Origin of the sequence: Streptomyces sp. NPDC019937 (genome assembly GCF_040631655.1) — a bacterium.
GTDB lineage: Bacteria > Actinomycetota > Actinomycetes > Streptomycetales > Streptomycetaceae > Streptomyces.
The window spans coordinates 1-16,937 of record NZ_JBEYAL010000002.1; the positions used below are offsets into that span (position 1 = coordinate 1).

A 16,937-nucleotide genomic window follows, 5' to 3' on the forward strand; every position below is an offset into this window, starting at 1 on the left:
GGTCCCCGTGGGGGGGGGGTGGGGGGGGGGGGGGTTGGGGGGGGGGGGGGGGGGGGGGGGGGGGGGGCCCCCCCCCCGGCCCGGTCGGTGGTGCTCTAGACGTTCGGGACGCGCAGCTTGTCCCAGCTCTTCTTGCCCGGGATGCCGTCGGCGGCATCGCCGGAGTAGCCCAGCTTCCGCTGCCAGGCCGCGTACGACTTCTTGTCGGCGGCCGTCCACTCCGGGCCCGGGCCCACCTCGTAGCGGCCGCAGCCCTCGGCCACCAGCCGCTTGCCCATCGCCGTGATGATCTTGCTTTCGCGGCCGGTGCGGAAGAAGTCGGCGCCCGGGAAGGGCTCGTACGTCGCCGGGGGCTTCGGCTTGGGCTCGGTCGGGCCGTCCGGCTTGTTGCCGAGGCGCTTGCCGATGCGGGTGCGCATGGAGCTCATCGTGAAGCCCCGGGGGTCCACCTTGCCCGGCTGCCACTCCAGGTGGCCGATCACGGACCGCTCGCTCCAGCCGTGGGCGCGGCAGATGGCGGCGGACGCCTTCTCGATCGCCAGCTTCTGCGCCTCAGGCCACGGGTCGTCGCCGTCGCCGAGGTTGACGCATTCGAAGCCGTAGAAGCGGGCGTTGCCGTCCTTGTCGGCCTCGTTGTCGGTCGGCAGCTTGGTTTCGTTGATCACCGCGTTCAGGACGTCGTTGTCACCGAGGCCCGCGTGGTTGGCGCGGCCGTGGCCGACGAGGTGGATCTCGCCCTTCTTGTCGATGACGCCGTGGCACAGCGGTCCCGGCAGCGACGCGTGGCCCTCGTAACAGAGTTCGACGGAGCTCGCGGTGCCCGAGGTCACGGTGTGGTGGATCATGACGCCGTTCACCGGGCCCCACGGGCCCTTGGAGTTGCGGTTGTGTGAGCGCCAGTTGCGGTACTCGTGGACGGTCAGGCCCTCGTCGCGCAGGGCCTTCAGGAGTCTGTCGGCGCTCAGGGGTGTTGCCATAGTGAGGTGCTCCTTCGGTGTTACTGGTATCCGTCATGTACGGATGCCGTCATGGCATGACTCAGTTGCGGTCGGTGTGTGGCGCGTCAACTACCGGCGTCCGCCGCCGGGACCGGGGCGGCCAGGGGCGCGAAGTACACCTCGGCGCCGTCCTCCAGCGGCAGCGAGCGGCTCACCACGGCTGATGGTGGCGGTGTCGACGAACTCGACCCGGTCCGCCACGTTCAGGCCGAGCTTGCCGTCGCCGCCCAGCGACCCCAACTCCCCCCCAGGCCCCGTCGAGTTCGTCGACCGGGAAGACCACGGGGCCGTTCTCCCGCGCCCCCTTGAAGGTGGCGCCCCTGGCGGGACCACCGTCGTGGATCTCCACCCGGCGGAGCTGGTTCCTCGTCCGCGTGGTCGGGCCGCTCGCTGCGCGCGGCGAGCCGGGCGGCGGTGACCGTGCGCTCCCACACCTTCAGGCAAGCCAGGTACGGGAACCGCGTGGACAGCCGGTCGGCCGGGCGCTCCGGGTCGCGGTGGGCGTCCGGCTGGTCCCAGGACGTCCAGGCTCACGGCTGCCGCCCTTGAAGTCGATCGTGAAGCGGGTGTTCCCGGCCGGGCCGCCGTGCTGCCCGATCAGGTCGGTGGCGAGCGTACGGGCCTGCCGGAGCTGGATCGCGGTCTGTTCGTTGGCGTCCGCGTCGGGCTGGACGCGGGGGCTGGGCGACGACTGGCCTGCTGGGGCGGGACGACCTGCCGCCAGGCGGCATACAGCCCGATTTGAAGGCGCGGGTCGAGGACATGGAGGTTGAAGGTCTCCTCCGGGTGCCTCGCCTCGTAGTCGACGGCCTGCCGCTGACCGGAACCCCATACCCCGGGCTCCTTGGCGTGCACCTCGAGCACGGGGCATTCGCTGCGCCCCTCGGTGGAGTGGAGCCTGACGCGGGCCGCCTGGCCGGTGCCCGCCTCGGCCACCCGGACGATGACGGCGACAGTGCCGCCGTTACCGAAGAACTGGTGCACGGCATAGCCGACCGCGCTCTGCGAGGTGAGACCGCCGAATCGGCGTTCGAAATCGGCGAAGCCGGTGATCCGCACGGGGGTGTTCAACGGACCCCGGCGGGTGTGCCCCGCGAAAGCGGTCACCGATGTGGTGACCGAGGCGATGGTGCGTACACCGCTGGGAAGTTCTTCGACGTAGACGCCGGGACAGCCCGCTTGTGTCGGCATTCCCCCTCCATTCTCCGCGCGCATCAAGAGATGAGGAGAGGAAGTGAAGAAAGCGCGAGCATGGCGCCGCCATGCACACACTTCCTCCACCAGTTCCCCCGGGACACATGAGCGCCATTGGGAGTTTCGAACGCGACGGAATGAGGGTCAAGAAGACTTTCTGGCCAATTCCGTACGGCAATGCGGCGGGGCGCGAACTCGGCCGACGTCGCGGGAATGAGAAACATATGACCTGACGTGTGCCGCTTCATCACGCGTGATCAATTTTTTGGCGGGCCCACCGAGGCGGCTGAAGCCCTTCAAGGGATCATGGCAGCGCCCGATTCAGGGAAAGCGAACGCGCCCGGTGGTCCGACCAATGGCACTCGGGAAATACACCTCAGGCGTCCTGCGGGTACCAGCGCAGCTCCACGGTGTTGCCGTCCGGGTCCGCCACATAGAGCGAAACCGCGGTGCCCCGGGCACCGTAGCGCTCACCGGGGCCGTCCAGCACCGTGAAGACGCCGGAGTCGATGACCTGCTGCCAGTCGGTCGGCTCGACGACCAGACAGATGTGGTCGACGTTGGAGCCTTCCGGGCGCCCGTCGGGCGCCTCGACGAGGTCGATGATGGTGGTGGGGCTCACCCGTACGGACGGGAAGGAGACCTTGCCCGCCCTCCACTCCTCCAGGCGCACCGGTTCCAGGCCCAGCGGGCCGGTGTAGAAGGCGAGCGAGCGCTCGGTGTCGGCGACGTTCAGGACGAGGTGGTCGAAGGCGATCACACGCATGGGATCTCCCTTGAGTCGGGGCGCCGGGGCGCCGGTCGGTGCTCCAGCATCGCCGAGTGGTGATCCATCGGTCCAACACATGCTTGTCATGTGATCCATCGTGTTTCACGATGAATCAATGGACCTCCAGCAGATGCGCTACGTCCTCGCGGTGGCGGAGACCGCGAGCTTCACCCGCGCCGCCGAGCGGTGCCATATCGTCCAGTCCGCGCTCAGCCACCAAGTGGCCCGGCTGGAGAAGGAATTGGGCGCCCGGCTGTTCGAGCGGACCAGCCGCCGGGTGCGGCTGACCACCGCCGGGGAGGCGTTCCTGCCCGCCGCCCGCCAGGCCCTGGAAGCGGCCGAGCGGGCCCGGGCGGAGGTGGCGGCGGCCACCGGCGAGATCCGGGGCAAGCTGGCCGTCGGCTCGATCCCCACCGTGGCGGCCGTCGACCTCCCGGCCGTGCTGCGGGACTACCGCCTGCGCTACCCCCAGGTGCGGATCAGTCTGCGGGTCGACTCCAGCGAAGGACTCGTCGAGCAGGTGCGCGACGGCAGACTGGACGCGGCGTTCCTCGGCGTACAGCCCGGATTCCGGCCGCAGGGCGTCCGTGACCGGGAGCTCGCCCACGGGCAGCACGTCGCCGTGGTCGCCCCGGGCCACCCGCTGGCCACGGCACAGGAGGTGGACCTCCGTCTCCTCGCCGAGGAGGTGTTCGTGGACTTCGCCGCGGGCAGTGCCGCCCGCGCCCAGTCGGACGAGGCGTTCGCGGCGGCCGGCCTGCGGCGCGAGGTCGCCTTCGAGGTGTCCGGCGTCGAACTCGTGGCCCGGATGGTCCGCCACGGCTTGGGCATCGCCCTGCTGCCCGCCCCGTTCGCCGCCGAACTGCCCGGCCTGCGGACCGTACCGGTCACCGATGGGCCGGTACGGGTGGAGCGCCTGGCCTGGAGCCGGTTCACCCCGTCCCCCGCGGCCTCCGCGTTCCTGGCCCTGCTGGGAGTCGACACCTCGCCTCCGGCCGGATGACCACCGTGGAGGCGTCCGCCGCCTGTCGCCTCCCACCGGCGCGGCGCCGCGAGTTCTGCTGCCGCGCATGGTGCCGCTCCCGGCGCACCCGGTGGTGCGCGTGCCGCTGCGGGGGCCGTCCGTTCCCGCCCGGCGGATCGTCGCCGTCACCCGGCGGAGCAGCGCCCGCTCATCCTGTGGGAACTGGGCGCGACCGGCTCTGCTTCCCGGCCGGCCACGGCTGAGGCCCGGCTGACGCGCGAGGAGTGTCGATAGCATCGCGGGGAGACGACAACGGCCGACCAGCCTGTGAGGGAGTACCGACGTGCGACTCAGCCCGCGAACCGTGCGCGAGATCGATTCGCCGATGGGTGCGACGTACGCCCTGCTGGCGGGCCGCAGCGGCGAGCGGACGCTGCTCGATCTGGCCCAGGCCGCGCCGAGTTACCCGCCCGCGGCCGAGATGATCGAGCACGTCGCCACGGTCGCGCACCAGCCGAACGGTGCTGCCTACGTACCGGCGCCCGGGCTGCCCCGGCTGAGGGAGGCGTTCGCCGCCGACCTCAGCCGGGGGTACCGGAGCCCGGTGGGGGCCGATCAGATGGTGGTCACCGCGGGATGCAACCAGGCGTTCTGCCTCGTCGCCCAGGCGCTCACCGAGCCGGGTGACGAGGTCATCGAAGTCCTGCCCTACTACTTCAACTACGACATGTGGCTGCGCATGAACGGCGTCGTGCCGCGCTATCTGGAGCCCGGCCCGGATCACGTGCCGACCCCGGAGGCGGCCGAAGCGCTCATCACACCGCGCACCAAGGCGATCGTGCTGGTCACTCCGGGCAACCCGAGCGGTGTCACCCTTCCGCCGGACGTGCTCGCCGGTTTCTACGCGGTGGCCAAGCGGCACGACATCGCGCTGATCGTGGACGAGACCTACCGCTCGTTCCGCGACACCGCGCGACCGGCACACGAGCTGTTCGCCGAGCCGGACTGGGCGGGGACCCTGGTGAGCCTGCACAGCTTCTCCAAGGACCTCGCCATCCCCGGCTACCGGGTGGGCGCGGTCGTCGCTTCGCCGGAGCTGAACCGCGAGGTGATGAAGTTGCTCGACTGCGTGGCGATCTGCCCGCCGCGCGTCGGGCAGGAGGCCGCCTGGGCCGGGCTGGCCTCGGCCCAGGAGTGGCGGGCGGAGCGGGCGGAGGAGATGACGGACAAGCGGCGCCGGCTGGAGACCGTGATGGCCGACCGGCCGGGCGGTTTCGAGCTGCTGAGCAGCGGAGGGTTCTTCGGCTGGGTCCGCCACCCCTTCGCCGGGCGCGGCACCGACGACGTCGTGCGCGACCTCATCACCCGCTACGACACGCTCGTCATCCCCGGCACCGCCTTCCTGCCCGACGACCGCCAGGTGTTCCGGGTCAGCTTCGGCAACGTCGACCGGGCCGGGCTCACCGAGTTCGCCGGGCGGCTCCGGCTGATGGCCGGGGACGTCGCCGGCTGACCCTCGTCGGCCGGTCAGGTTGTCTCCAGGTCGCTGGTGTGGGTCTCCTTCAGGAACCACACGCACAGCGCGGAGACCAGGGCGACCACCACGATGTAGCCGGACACCGGCACCGACGAGCCGGTGGAGGCGACGAGCTGGGTGGCGAGCAGGGGCGTGATGCCACCGCCGACGATGCCGCTCGCGTTGTAGGCCACGGAGGCGCCGGTGTAGCGGTAGCGGGTGGCGAACATCTCGGGGAGGAAGGCGCCCATCGGCCCGTACAGGGCGGCGAAGGCGAGCATCCCGACGGACATCGCGAGCCCGATCAGCAGGGGCTCACCCGTATTGATCAAGGCGAACATGGGGTACGCCCACAGCGCGGCCAGCACCCCCGCGCTCAGGCAGACATTGCGGCGGCCGACCCGGTCGGACAGGACTGCCAGCAGCGGGGTGGCCAGGCCCAGGACGAGCGCCGCGGCCATCGCGCACAGCAGCAGCATGTCCTTGTCGAGGTCCAGGACCGTGGTGCCGTACGAGAGGGCGAAGGTGGTGATGGTGTAGAAGAGCGTGTGCGCGAGAATGAACGCGCAGGTCGCCAGGGCCAGGGTGGTGCCCTGACGGCGGACCACGTCGACGATGGGCGCCTTGGCCCGCTCATGCTGTTCCAGCGCCTTCCGGAACACCGGTGTCTCGGCGATCCGCATGCGGATGTAGAAGCCGACGACCACCAGCAGCGCGCTGGCGAGGAAGGGGATCCGCCACCCCCAGGACTCGAAGGCCGCGTCGTCCATCACCCGGCCCAGCAGCAGGAACGAGCCGCCGGCGGCGATGAAACCGATGGCGGGGCCCATCTGCGGGAAGCTCGACCACAGCCCTCGCTTGTCGCGGGGCGCGTACTCGGTGGCCAGCAGCACCGCGCCGCCCCACTCGCCGCCCAGCCCCACGCCTTGCAGGAACCGGCACAGCACCAGCAGCACCGGTGCCGCGATCCCGACGTCCCGGTAGGTGGGCAGCAGTCCGATGGCCACCGTGCCCGTCCCCATGACGAGGAGGGAGGTGACCAGCATCGCCTTGCGGCCGGTGCGGTCCCCGAAGTGGCCGAAGATCACTGCGCCGATCGGGCGGGCGACGAAGCCGACACCGAAGGTGGCGAACGCGGCCAGGGTGCCCGCGAGCGCGGAGAAGGTGGGGAAGAAGAGCTTGCCCAGGACCAGCGCGGCGGCGGTCCCGTAGATGTAGAAGTCGTAGAACTCGATGGCCGTTCCGACGAAACTGGCGACCGCGATCCGCGCGGTGGACACCGTACGGACGGCGGGCGGGGCGATGGTGGACATGGCGGCGGCTCCCAGATGACCTTGGACTGCGGACGGAGTATCGGGCGCGGCGGCGGAGCGCGCCACCGCCTGCTGTCGGGAATCGGCCGGATGCTTTCCTCGCTTTGTCGAAAACCGGTCGAGGGCCCGTGGCTCACCCGTGGTCGGCCCCGCGCATCAGCGCGTGGAGGCGGAGCCCCAGGTGGAGGGCGAGCCGGTGGTCGCCGTCCGCCAGGTCGAGCCCGGTGAGTTCCGTGATCCGCCGCAACCGGTAGTAGAGCGAGGTGCGGTGGAGGTGGAGGGCGTGCGCGGTACGCGGGGCCGAACCTCCGTGGTCGAGGTAGGCGGTGAGGGTTTCGGTGAGGCGGCCCGACGGGTCCCGGGCGAGGAGGGTACGCAGCGGTCCGGGCAGCAGCGCGGGGGTCAGGCGGTCCGGCGGGAGCAGCGACAGCGGTGCCAGCGCGCCCAGTTGCTCCCACTGGACGATGCCGTCGCCGCCGGGCCGCACACCGGCCGCCCGGGCGGCACCGATGGCCTGCTCGTACGACATCCACGCCGCTTCGGCGCCGCCTTCCACGGTCTCGCCGATCCCCGCGACGCACTCCGCCGTCCCGGCCAGCACCGACCGTGCCTGGTCGAGGAGGGCCGACGCGCGGGCACGGAGCGGCCCTTGACGCATGGGGCGGTCGGAGAAGGTCAGCAGGACGCCCTGTGGGCCGGTGAGGCAGAACTCGGTGCGCCACGACCTGTCGGCCGCCACCCGCTCCAGTCCCGTCCGCAGCGCCACCTCCACCGCTCCCGCGCGGTCCGCGGGCGGGTCGCCGGCGATCCGCGCGACGGTGACGGTGGCGTAGCGGGACGACGGCAGCCGCCCGCCGCGCGCGAGGGCGTCCCGCCCGGTTTCGCGCGCGGTGGCCGACGCGCTCAGCAGCTGGCGCAGCGCCCCTTCGCGGGCCATGCGTTCGGTGTCGCCCGCGGCGAAGTCCTGGTACATCAGGGGTGCGAGGGTGCGGGTGGCGGCGGTGACGGCGTCGATGCTGGAGCCGGGCAGGGAGCCGTCGGGGTCGATGACGATGAGCAGGCCCAGCAGGTGGTGCCGCCACCGGATCGGTGCGCACAGCCGGGCCCGCATGCCGAGGTCGGCGCGCGGCGGGATGACGCCGGGTCCGGTCCAGCGGTCGACGCCCTGGGCGAGGATGTGACCGGCGGCGGCGCTCCCCGCGTCGCGCTGCAGTACGGCGCGCACCCGCACCCGGTCCTCGTCTCCGAAGTGGCGGCTGGCGCAGAGGATGTGAACGCGTGGATCGTTGACCGCGACGGAGCGGCCTATGCGCTCCGCCACCTCGTCCACGATCTCCTGGAGTCGGCCTCCGGGCATCGTGTGCTCCCTCCCATCGGACGCTGCCGCTGTCCCTGGAAGATCATTACGTATGTTCGTGGCCAGGTGAAGGGCCATGACCTGGTGTTTTCTACAGATCGAGGACCGGGTGCGGCAGGTTTGCGACGGCCGTCGGTGGTCCGGGGTTGCCTCGGCACCCAGGATCGGGCCATGCGCAGGGGACGACGACTGGCCGACCGCACCGCACTCGTCTTCGGGGCCGGCTCCAGCGGTGGCGGAGTGAGCAACGGCAAGGCGGCCGCGCTCGCGTTCGCCCGTGAGGGCGCGCGCGTCGCGGCCATCGACATCGACGCCGGCCAGGCGCGCCGTACGGCCGAGGCGATCGTGGCCGAGGGCGGTGAGGCGCTGGCGCTGACGGCCGACGTGACGGTCGAGGAGCAGGTGGCCGACGCCGTCGCGGCGGCCGAGCGCGCCTTGGGCACGCCGACGGTGCTGCACAACAACGTCGGCGTGGCCCGCTTGGGCGATGTCACCGAACTCGACCTCGCCACGTGGCGGTCCGCCCTCGCGGTCAACGTCGACGGCGTCTTCCTGACCTGCAAGCACGTGCTGCCGCGGATGGTGGCGGCGGGCCGCGGAGCGGTCGTCAACGTGTCGTCGATCGCCGCGATCCGTGACACCGGCTACCCGTACCCCAGCTACAGCGCGGCGAAGGCGGCGGTCGACCAGCTCACGGTCGCCCTCGCGCTGCGTCATGCCGCCGAGGGCATCCGCGTGAACGCCGTCCTTCCGGGGCTGATCGACACCCCGCTGGTGGCCCGGCAGATCGTGGCCGGTGCGGATGACCCCGAGGCCGAGCTCGCGGCCCGCCACGCGGCGAGCCCGACCGGGCGCATGGGCAGCCCCTGGGATGTCGCGGCGGCCGCCGTCTTCCTCGCCTCCGACGAGGCGGCGTACGTCAACGGCGTGTGCTTGCCGGTGGACGGCGGCCTCACGGCGCGCTGCGCGACACCTTGACACCTCGTCACCCGTGCCTTGTCGTAATACCCGCACAAAGTCGAACGCCCCCGCACAGCACCGCACGGACGACGAGGAGTACGAACATGACGTTACCCACCCGCAGACGCCGGGCCATGGCCGCCACCCTGGCGGCCGTCACCTTCACGGTGGCCGCGCCGGCCGCGGCGCAGGCGGCCGCGTCCGCGAAGGCAACGGCCGCCCAACAGCTGTCGCCCCAGGCGCAGTTGGCGACCATCACCTGGACGCTGCAGAGGGACTCCAACCCCACCCCGGACCAGCAGGACGCGTACAACCGCATCACCGCGGCCATGAACGCCGCGGTGGCCCGCTACAACAACCTCAGCGATCTGGGCAAGAACATCACCGTGCGGTACGACCCGGGTGTTCCCACCGCGGACGGCAACATCAACGGGACCATCCGCTTCGGCAACCGCTCCTACATGACCGAACGCACCGCACTGCACGAGATCGCCCACACGATCGGCGTCGGCACGAGCGGCCGTTGGGCCTCGCTCACCAGCGGCGGAACGTGGCGTGGCGCGGAGGCCACCCGGCTCGTCCGGCAGTACGACGGCGCCAGTGCCACGCTGTCCGCCGGAGGCGGCCACTTCTGGCCGTACGGCCTGAACTACGACAACGAGTTCTCCCAGACCGCCGCCGACCGGCACGTCAGCATCGTCGCCGCGATGGTGCGGGACGGCCTGTAGCGGGTCTGGTGGCCCGTCATTCGGCGAGACCGTAGTCGGGCAGGACCAGGCCGGTGTTGACGGCGCGGAACTCGTCTCCCGTCAGCGTGGCGGGGTTGCGCAGGGCCTCGTTGCGGGCGTCGAGCATGTCCTGGGTGCCGGGAATCATGACGGTGCCGCCCGAGGTGGCGAGGGCCTGGTTCTGCTCGGCGAAGGGGCGTGCCCTCCGCTCGTAGGCGGCGAAGGCGTCCGCGTGATCGGCGTGGGTGGCCAGCTCCCCGGCCAGGACGTACGCGCTGACGAGGGCGATGCTGGAGCCCTGGCCGGAGAGGAACGAGGTGGCGTGGGCGGCGTCGCCGACGAGGGCCACGCGGCCGCGCGCCCAGGTGGGCATGTGGATCTGGCTGACGATGTCGAAGAACAGGTCGCCGGCCTCGCCCATGGCGGCCACCAGGCGCGGGACGTGCCAGGCGTGTTCGGGGAACGTGGCCGCGACGAGGTCGCGCTGGGCCCCGGGGTCGCGGAAGGCGTCGAAGGGCGGCTCCTCCCGCCCGAAGACGAGGAACCCGTGCACGGGGTCGTGGGGTTCGTGGGCGTAGAGGACGGCCGCCCTGCCGGGGGCGTTCCAGACGACCGCCTCGTGTGCGAGGCCGAAGTCGTTGGGGAGGGTGAAGCCCGCGAAGACGTGGCCGAGGTAGCTGTGGAACTGCTCCTCGGGGCCGAAGACCAGGCGGCGGGTGTGGGAGTGCAGCCCGTCCGCGCCGATGACCAGGTCGAAGGTGCGGTGGGCGCCGCCCTCGAAGGTGACCTCGACGCGGTCCCCGCGGTCGTCCAGGGTGGCGATGGAGTCGTTGAACATGAACTCGACCTGGTCGCGGACCGGCTCGTAGAGGGCGTCCGCCAGGTCGCCGCGCCGCACTTCGAGGTCCAGGCCCTCCGCGCCACCGGTGATGGCTTCGGGGGGGACGGATCCGACGAGGCTTCCGTCGGCGTCCACGAAGGAGAGCTTGCCGGTGTCGACGTGTGCTTCGCGCAGCCGCGGAAGCAGTTCCATCCGGTCCGCGACGTCACGGGCCGTGCCGCGGATGTCGATGGGATAGCCGCCGCTGCGGATCGTGGATGCCTTCTCGACGACGGTGACCTCGAAGCCGTAGCGGTTGAGCCAGTAGGCGAGGGACGGACCGGCGATGCTCGCGCCGGAGATGAGGACCTTGCGGTGCGCGGAGTGGTTCATCTGGGGCTCCTTCCGTGGGACGACCCCGCCATATCTACCTACCTTAGGTATCTTTTTCCGGGGCGACGGCGATGCTACAGATACCTAACTTAAGTAAGCAAGTGCGAGCGAGCGCTCGTTGACCTCAGCCGCTCCCCGGCCTCAGTCCAGCAGCTCCAGAATGGGCGCGAGCCCTGCCGGACGTTGGTCGACCGGCAGATGGTCGACGAAGCGCACCGGGCACCCCAGCGCCTCCGCACCACCGTCCGCGGCACGGTTGTCACCGACCATCAGCACGTCGGAGGGTGCCAGGCCGAGCGTGTCGCATGCGGCGCGGAAGATGGCGGGGTCGGGCTTCCGCGCCCCCAGCTCGAAGGAGAGCGCATAGGCGTCCACCAGCCCATCCAGCCCATGGGCCCGGAAGACGGGCCGCAGATCCCAGCCGATGTTGCTGACCACGGCCACCGGGATCCCGCGACGGCGCAGTTCCCACAGCGTCGTCTCGGTGTCGGGGTAGGGCCGCCAGGCGGCGGGCGCCTTGTGACGGTCGTAGAGCGCCGGTATCAGCTCCGCCCTCGGCAGCCCGGCCTCGGCGATCAACCCGCTGTAGGCCGCCCGGTGCTGATCGGAGCTCAGGTCCCGTTCGCGCCACTGCCTTTCGAGGTGCGCGGGAATCCGCTGGGGCGCCGGCCCGCCCGGCAGTGCTCCGCACTCGGTCAGCCGCCGCACCCAGTCGGAGAACTCCTCGCCGTTCACGGAGACGGCGGCGTCCGCCAGGACCGCGCCGAGCCACTCCCCGACCGACTCACTGCGCATCAACGTTCCGGAGAAGTCGAACATCACGCCGCAGACCATGTCCGTCATCGTAAGCGCCCTGGGCGGGGTGAGGCTCGCGGAAACGCCACCCAGGGGGCTTACGCGGCGATCCGTACGCGGTCGCTTTCCTTGTCGGACAGGAACGACGCCAGGGCCCGGCCCTCCTCGGTGACGGCCGTGTGCTCGGCTCGGGTGAAGCCGCGCAGCGGGGTGACGGTCACGGTGCCCGCGTCGACCGTCCAGGTCGCGGCGACCCGGCCGTCCACCAGGAGGACGCGGGCGCCCGTGACGGACAGGCCGCGGTGGGCGTCGTCGATGATGCGGCTCCGGTCGTCGTAGCCGAGGATCGCGTTGTCGAACGCGGGGAGGAACCGCACCGGGGCGGGGGTGTCGGGGTCGGGGCGTGGCGCGTCGGGCAGGTCGAGCAGTTCGCGGCCGCGCGTGTCGCGGAAGGTGACCAGCTCCGCGCGGAGGGCGGCCACCGCGGCGGGCAGTCCGGCGAGGCCGCACCAGGCGCGCAGGTCGGCCGAGGCCGCGGGGCCGAACGCGGCCAGGTAGCGGCGTACCAGCACCTCGCCGACCGGGTCGGTCCCCTCGGCGGCGGGCGGGTCGATCTCGCGGCCCAGCCAGCGGGACAGCGGGGTGTTGCGCACCCCTGACTTCACGCGCCACAGACCGCGCGGCGGCAGCTGCACGACGGGGACGAGGGCGGCGATCGCCATCTCCCCCAGGGCCCTCGGGCTCGGCGTGGGCCAGCGGCCGGCGAGCGCCCGCGCGACCTCGGCCATCGAGCGGGGCTCGCCGTCGGCCAGCACCGCGCGGGCCGCGGCGGCGAGTTCGTCGAGGTCGACCCCGTCCATCTCGCGGCGGTAGGCGGCCATCGCCCGCTGGCGCAGCATGGTGTCATGGCGCGCCCGCCACGCCAGGACGTCGTCGGCGGTGAGGAGGTGAACCGTGCGGCGCATCAGGTGGGTTCGCACCACGCTCCGCCCGGTCAGCAGGCCGTCCAGCGCCGCCGGGTCGAACGCGCGCAGCCGCGACCAGAGACCGGTGAACGGTTCCTGCGGCTCCTGCGCCTGCAGCCCGCCGAGGTGCGCGACGGCGTCGAGGACGGGTAGGTCGGCGCGGTCGAGCAGCAACTGCCGGGCCAGCGTCGCGCGGCTCAGCGCCCGGTTGTCGAGAACGGCCATCGGCTTCCTTCGGTTCCGGTCGCTGTCGGGTGCGGGACCACGATCGCAGGGGATGCGGTCAGGACGTGACCGCATCCCCCGACCGCCTCCCCCGACCCCGTCCCCCGGCCGCGTCCTTACGGCAGCTCCGGGCCGCGGTACTCGCCCATCGCGTCGATGAGCCAGCGCGCCAGGTAGTCGGCGAACGAGGACCGCGGCAGCAGCCGGTACGTCGGCGCGTCGTCGATCTGCCAGAGCAGCACCGCGACAGGACCCACCGTGGTCGAGACCGCCCGGCCGGGGCCGAAGGCCCGGGGATGGAGGTCCAGGGGGCAGCCCTTTTCCAGCACCTGCCGGGCGGCCGGGCCGCGCAGCTCCAGCGTGGTGCGGTTCGCCGAGACGTCCACGGCCGACCCCGGGTCGCCCGCGAGTGCTTCCCGCAACTCGGCGGCCACGGCGTGTCCGTCGGCCCGGGACACCACCAGCCACTCGTCGGGACCGAGCCACAGCACCTTGTGGGGGCCGGAGGCGGTGGTGTCGCCGCACCGGCGCGGGAGCGGCGCGCCCAGGGTCTTCTCCACGCGGACGGCCGTCTCGGAGGCGGGGGCGACGCGCAGGTTCACCATGGCGACGAACGGCCGCTCGCTGAGCGTGACGCCCCGCGCGCCGGTGACGGCGGCGGCGCGCATCCGCTCCTCCAGGTGGGCCAGGGGGCTGGTGCGCAAGTTCACCGGGCCCGCGCCCGCGTCGGTCGTCGGCTCGGTCGGCTCAGCCATCTCGCTTGGTCCCTTCGGGGTCGTACAGGACACAGTCGGCCACCTCGACGGGCACCAGGTCCTCGCCCACCGGGGCGAGCAGGGTCTGACCGATCCTGGCCCGCCCGCCGGCGACGAGGGCGAGGGCGAAGGGGCGGCCGAGGGCCGGGCTGTGGTAGCTGGAGGTGACGTGGCCGAGCATGGGCACCGGCCCGGCCCCGGGGGTGATGGGCACGTCCGGCGCGACGAGCTGGGCGCCCTCGGGCAGCCGGGTCCTGCCGTCGCTCGGCAGCAGGCCGACCAGCTGCTTGCGGTCGGTGCGGGAGGTGTCGGCGCGGGAGTAGGACCGCTTTCCGATGAAGTCCTTCTGCTGGGAGACCACCCAGGACATGCCCGCGTCCTGCGGGGTGACGGTGCCGTCGGTGTCCTGGCCGACGATGATGTAGCCCTTCTCGGCCCGCAGGACGTGCATGGTCTCGGTCCCGTACGGGGTGATGTCGTACGGTCGGCCGATCGCGTACACCTCCTCCCAGACCGCCCGGCCGTACCACGCGGAGACGTTGATCTCGTAGGCGAGTTCACCGGAGAAGGAGATCCGGCAGATGCGGGCCGGGACGCCGGAGGCCAGGGTGGTCTCGCGGAAGGCCATGAAGGGGAACGCCTCGGCGGACAGGTCGACGTCCGGCGCGAGGTGGGCGACGACCTCGCGGGAGCGGGGGCCGACGACGGCGATCGTCGTCCACTGCTCGGTCACCGAGGTGCAGTGGACGTCGAGTTCGGGCCACTCGGTCTGCAGCCACTCCTCCAGCCAGTCCAGGACTCCGGCGGCGCCGCCGGTCGTGGTGGTCATGAAATAGCGGTTGTCCTCCAGGCGCAGCGTCACCCCGTCGTCGAAGATCATGCCGTCGGGCTTGCACATCACGCCGTAGCGGGCCATGCCGGGCCTCAGCTTCTTGAAGCCGTTGGTGTAGATGCGCCCCAGGAACTCGCCCGCGTCCGCGCCCCAGATCTCGATCTTGCCGAGGGTGGTGGCGTCCATGAACGCCACCCCCTCGCGGGCCGCGCGGCACTCGCGGGCCACGGCCGTGTCCATGTCCTCACCGGGCCGGGGGTAGTACCGGGGGCGCTTCCACTGCCCGACGTCCTCGAACACCGCGCCCTGCGCGAGGTGCCAGCCGTGGACGGAGGTCGTGCGCTCCGGATCGAACAGCTCGCCGCGTTCACGCCCGGCCAGGGCGGCGAAGCCCACCGGCGTGTACGGCGCCCGGTAGGCCGTGGTGCCGATCTCGCCGGGTGACGCGCCCGCGCCGAGCGCTGCGGCGATGACACCGATCGCGTTGACGCCGGACGTCTTGCCCTGGTCGTTCGCCGTGCCGAGCGAGGTGTAGCGCTTGACGTGCTCGACACCGCGCATACCGGCGCCGACCGACCGCCAGACGTCGGCGACCGTCACCTCGCGCTGCAGGTCGACGAAGTGGGTGTCCCAGGTGGCGGGTTCGCCCTCGGAGGCGGGGACGAGCCACAGCGCGCGCACCGGGCCGCAGCCCCGGGCATCACCGGACGGCGGTGCGGGCACGGCGACCGGGAATCCGGCGTCCGTCGCGGCCCGGGCGCCGGCCCGCGCCCCTTCGGCCAGGCAGCCGTCGAGGCCGTACGTCCCGCGGGCCGCGCCGACGACCTGCTGGTCCCGTACGGCGCCGTCGGGCACGAAGGCGGCCAGTTCCTCGTCCCAGCGCAGCCGGCCCTGGCGCTGGCTGTGCAGATGCACCACCGGGCTCCATCCGCCCGAGACGGCCAGCAGGTCGCAGTCGAACGACTCGGGGGTGCCGGTGAGGTCACCGTCGCCGTCGAGGGCCCGGACGGTGACGCCGGTGAGGCGGCCCTCGCCCGTGGTGTCGACCACCGCGCTGCCCGTCAGCACCCGCGCCCCGGTGGCCACCGCGACCTCGGCGGCCCGGTGGGACAGCTCGGGGCGGGCGTCCACGACGGCGGCGATGTCGATCCCGGCGGCGTGCAGATCGGCGACCGTGTCGTAGGCGCTGTCGTTGGTGGTGCTCACCACGGCCCGCGAGCCCGGGGCCACGGCGTACCGGTTGAGGTACGAGCGCACGGCCGCGGCGAGCATCACCCCGGGGCGGTCGTTGCCCGCGAAGACCAGGGGGCGCTCGTGGGCGCCGGTCGCCAGGACCACCTGGCGGGCCCGGATGTGCCACAGCCGTTGCCGCGAGACGCCTCTCGACGGCTCGGGGGCGTCGGCGCCGAGGTGATCGGTGCGCCGTTGCAGGGCCAGCACGTAGTTGTCGTCGTAGGCGCCGAACGCCGTGGTACGCGGCAGGACGACGACCTCGGGGGCGGCGTCGAGCGCCGCGCGGACCTCGGTGGCCCAGGCGAGGGCGGTCTGCTCGCCGACGGTCTCGGTGCTCCCGGAGAGCAGCGAACCGCCCGGTTCGGACTGCTCGTCGAGGAGGATCACGCGGGCGCCGGAGCCCGCGGCGGCGGTGGCGGCGGCGAGCCCCGCGGGTCCGGCGCCGACGACGAGGACATCGGTGTGGACGTACTTCTTGTCGTAGACGGCGGGGTCGGGGGCCGGGTCGAGCCGCCCCATCCCGGACAGCGTGGTGGCGGACAGGCCGTCGTACAGCTCGACCGTCGTCGCGGGCAGCATGCCCTCCGAACACGGGCCGTCGATCCGCACCAGGGCGCCTGGCTCCTCGGCGCCCGCGGTGACGATGCCGCGCGGGCGGCCCCGGTAGATCGACGGGGCGACCTCGACGACCCCGCCTGCCAGCATCGCCGAGGCGACGGTGTCTCCGGGGTGGCCGGTCATCTCGCGGCCGTCGACGGTGAACCGCAGCACGGTGCCGCGGTCCACGCGGCCCCCGTCCGGGAGCCGGAATGGCTGGTCGGTCATCGGTTCCCTCCGGCCTGGGGCAGTTCGGGGCGGGGCTCGTCGAGCCGGTAAGCGGCCAGTACCTCGTAACTCGCGGTGTCGCGCAGGAGGTTGAACCAGCGGCGGCATCCGCTGCTGTGCATCCACCGCTCGGCGAAGGGCCCCTTGGGGTTGTCGCGGTAGAAGACGTACGCGGCCCACTGCTCGTCGGTGAGGTCCGCGGTGTTTCCGGGGTAGGGGACGTGGGCCTGGCCCCCGTAGTGGTATTCGGTCTCGTCGCGAGGACCGCACCATGGGCAGGTGATCAGCAGCACGG

Annotated in this window: 14 protein-coding genes and 2 pseudogenes; 4 read left to right on the plus strand and 12 right to left on the minus strand. The window is 72.3% G+C overall.

Annotated elements, in window-relative coordinates; translation table 11 throughout:
• Positions 1-95: 95 nt before the first annotated feature.
• From ABZ562_RS01845 to ABZ562_RS01860, 4 genes and pseudogenes are all read right to left on the minus strand, one after another.
• Entirely contained in the window at positions 96-977 is an 882-nt protein-coding gene (locus tag ABZ562_RS01845; protein WP_361472558.1) for a peptidoglycan-binding protein, read from the minus strand.
• A 165-nt stretch (positions 978-1,142) separates the two neighbouring features.
• Positions 1,143-1,674 (minus strand): annotated as a pseudogene (locus ABZ562_RS01850) (DUF6519 domain-containing protein); the annotation flags it as partial.
• Between the two features lie 71 nt (positions 1,675-1,745).
• Positions 1,746-2,189, minus strand: a pseudogene (locus ABZ562_RS01855) (phage tail protein); the annotation flags it as partial.
• A 379-nt stretch (positions 2,190-2,568) separates the two neighbouring features.
• The gene (locus ABZ562_RS01860) at positions 2,569-2,958 is read right to left on the minus strand and encodes a VOC family protein (protein WP_361472561.1); all 390 of its coding nucleotides are present in this window, start codon (positions 2,956-2,958) and stop codon (positions 2,569-2,571) included.
• A gap of 118 nt (positions 2,959-3,076) precedes the next feature.
• On the opposite strand from ABZ562_RS01860, the gene ABZ562_RS01865 reads away from it, so the two are divergent.
• Together ABZ562_RS01865 and ABZ562_RS01870 are read left to right on the plus strand one after the other, a co-directional pair.
• Positions 3,077-3,964: a LysR family transcriptional regulator gene (locus ABZ562_RS01865; RefSeq protein WP_361472564.1), complete on the plus strand. Its 888-nt coding sequence runs from the start codon at positions 3,077-3,079 to the stop codon at positions 3,962-3,964.
• 304 nt (positions 3,965-4,268) lie between these two features.
• Entirely contained in the window at positions 4,269-5,438 is a 1,170-nt protein-coding gene (locus tag ABZ562_RS01870) for an aminotransferase (RefSeq protein ID WP_361472566.1), read from the plus strand.
• 14 nt (positions 5,439-5,452) lie between these two features.
• Here the strand turns inward: ABZ562_RS01870 and ABZ562_RS01875 are convergent, their stop codons facing one another.
• Positions 5,453-6,754, minus strand: a complete 1,302-nt coding sequence (locus tag ABZ562_RS01875) for an MFS transporter (RefSeq protein WP_361472569.1) — start codon at positions 6,752-6,754, stop codon at positions 5,453-5,455.
• 133 nt (positions 6,755-6,887) lie between these two features.
• Positions 6,888-8,111 (minus strand): helix-turn-helix domain-containing protein, encoded by a 1,224-nt coding sequence (locus ABZ562_RS01880; protein ID WP_361472572.1) that lies wholly within the window; start codon positions 8,109-8,111, stop codon positions 6,888-6,890.
• A 171-nt stretch (positions 8,112-8,282) separates the two neighbouring features.
• On the opposite strand from ABZ562_RS01880, the gene ABZ562_RS01885 reads away from it, so the two are divergent.
• Both ABZ562_RS01885 and ABZ562_RS01890 read left to right on the plus strand, forming a co-directional pair.
• Positions 8,283-9,089: an SDR family NAD(P)-dependent oxidoreductase gene (locus ABZ562_RS01885; protein WP_361472575.1), complete on the plus strand. Its 807-nt coding sequence runs from the start codon at positions 8,283-8,285 to the stop codon at positions 9,087-9,089.
• 86 nt (positions 9,090-9,175) lie between these two features.
• On the plus strand, positions 9,176-9,799 hold the full coding sequence (locus ABZ562_RS01890; protein WP_361472578.1) for a hypothetical protein: 624 nt from the start codon (positions 9,176-9,178) through the stop codon (positions 9,797-9,799).
• Positions 9,800-9,815: 16 nt separating this feature from the next.
• Here ABZ562_RS01890 and ABZ562_RS01895 read toward each other — a convergent pair whose 3' ends face one another.
• The 6 genes from ABZ562_RS01895 to ABZ562_RS01920 form a co-directional block, all read right to left on the minus strand.
• Positions 9,816-11,012: an FAD-dependent monooxygenase gene (locus ABZ562_RS01895; RefSeq protein ID WP_361472581.1), complete on the minus strand. Its 1,197-nt coding sequence runs from the start codon at positions 11,010-11,012 to the stop codon at positions 9,816-9,818.
• Positions 11,013-11,153: 141 nt separating this feature from the next.
• Entirely contained in the window at positions 11,154-11,846 is a 693-nt protein-coding gene (locus ABZ562_RS01900; protein WP_361472584.1) for an HAD-IA family hydrolase, read from the minus strand.
• Positions 11,847-11,905: 59 nt separating this feature from the next.
• Positions 11,906-12,997, minus strand: coding sequence for a winged helix DNA-binding domain-containing protein (locus ABZ562_RS01905; RefSeq protein WP_361472587.1), 1,092 nt, complete (start codon positions 12,995-12,997; stop codon positions 11,906-11,908).
• 116 nt (positions 12,998-13,113) lie between these two features.
• Positions 13,114-13,665, minus strand: coding sequence for a sarcosine oxidase subunit gamma family protein (locus tag ABZ562_RS01910; protein WP_361473245.1), 552 nt, complete (start codon positions 13,663-13,665; stop codon positions 13,114-13,116).
• A gap of 79 nt (positions 13,666-13,744) precedes the next feature.
• Complete coding sequence (locus ABZ562_RS01915; protein ID WP_361472590.1) at positions 13,745-16,642, minus strand: sarcosine oxidase subunit alpha family protein; 2,898 nt, start codon at positions 16,640-16,642, stop codon at positions 13,745-13,747.
• Positions 16,639-16,935 carry a sarcosine oxidase subunit delta gene (locus ABZ562_RS01920; protein WP_361472593.1) on the minus strand — a complete coding sequence of 99 codons (297 nt, stop codon included), beginning with the start codon at positions 16,933-16,935 and terminating at the stop codon, positions 16,639-16,641. The genes ABZ562_RS01915 and ABZ562_RS01920 overlap by 4 nt, the downstream gene beginning before the upstream one ends.
• Positions 16,936-16,937 lie beyond the last annotated feature (2 nt).